The sequence below is a fragment of the Turicibacter sp. HGF1 genome (assembly GCF_000191865.1).
GTDB classification, from domain to species: Bacteria; Bacillota_I; Bacilli_A; order MOL361; family Turicibacteraceae; genus Turicibacter; species Turicibacter sanguinis.
The window spans coordinates 1-970 of record NZ_AEXQ01000031.1; the positions used below are offsets into that span (position 1 = coordinate 1).

The window sequence follows — 970 nt, forward strand, 5'->3', positions numbered from 1 at the left end:
TTAATGAGGCAGAGTGCCTCATTAATCTCTTCGTCACTGACTCGTGCTAAATCTGTCTTCTTCGGGAAAAACTCTCGAAGAAGACCATTGGCATTTTCATTACTTCCTCTTTGCCAAGACGAATAGGCATCTGCGAAGTAAACAGGAACCTTTAAATCAGCTTCTACTTTGGAATAACAAGCAAACTCTTTTCCTCGATCAACCGTATAAGTTTTAAAGGTGTCTTTAGGAAAGAGTTTATATAACTCACTAATCGCTCGGTACATTTCTGTTGCTGAGCGATTTTCTATTTTAATGGCCACATAAAAACGTGTTTGACGTTCAACAAAGGTCGCCAAGCAACCTTTACTCTTTCCACGACTTGAAACAACCGTATCTAATTCCCAGTGCCCAAACGTTTCACGTCTTTTTACTTCTTTGGGACGTTGATGAATCGACGTTCCAATGTTAAATCGTCCGCGTGTTTCTCGTGGTTTTCGTCGCTTTCCTTTTTGTCTTAAACAACTTAAATCTCCTAACAAAATGGTTTCATCATAAATCCAACGATAAATGGTTTTAAATGAAAGAACACCCTTTAAAACGGTATTAGAAATTTGTTCAGGCGACCAGGTTAACTTTAAATAATGTTGGATGGTCTGAATGACTTGTTCAGATTTCTTCTCTGGACAACGACAACTTAATCGACGTTGTCCAGCTAATTCTTCTGCTAACTCAGCCTGATACGTCTTTTGAGTATTTCGTTTCAGTTCACGAGCAATCGTTGAATGATGGCGATTTAGTTGTTGAGCGATTTGTCTCGTTGAATAGCCCATTTTTGAAAGAACTTCTATACGTGTGCGCTCAAATGTGTTAAGATGTTTATAACTCATAAATAGATCTCCTTGTTAAGAATTTTGTGTGGTAACTTCATTCTATAACAAAGATCCTATTTATGAGTTTTTTTGTGTCGCACTTAATATTACAATCTGTC

Annotated in this window: 1 protein-coding gene; it reads right to left on the reverse strand. The window is 37.4% G+C overall.

Annotation, left to right across the window (positions count from 1 at the left end):
• Window positions 1-869, reverse strand: an 869-nt coding sequence (locus HMPREF9402_RS03575) for an IS30 family transposase (RefSeq protein WP_009606503.1), incomplete at its 3' end; no start/stop codon positions are given.
• Window positions 870-970 lie beyond the last annotated feature (101 nt).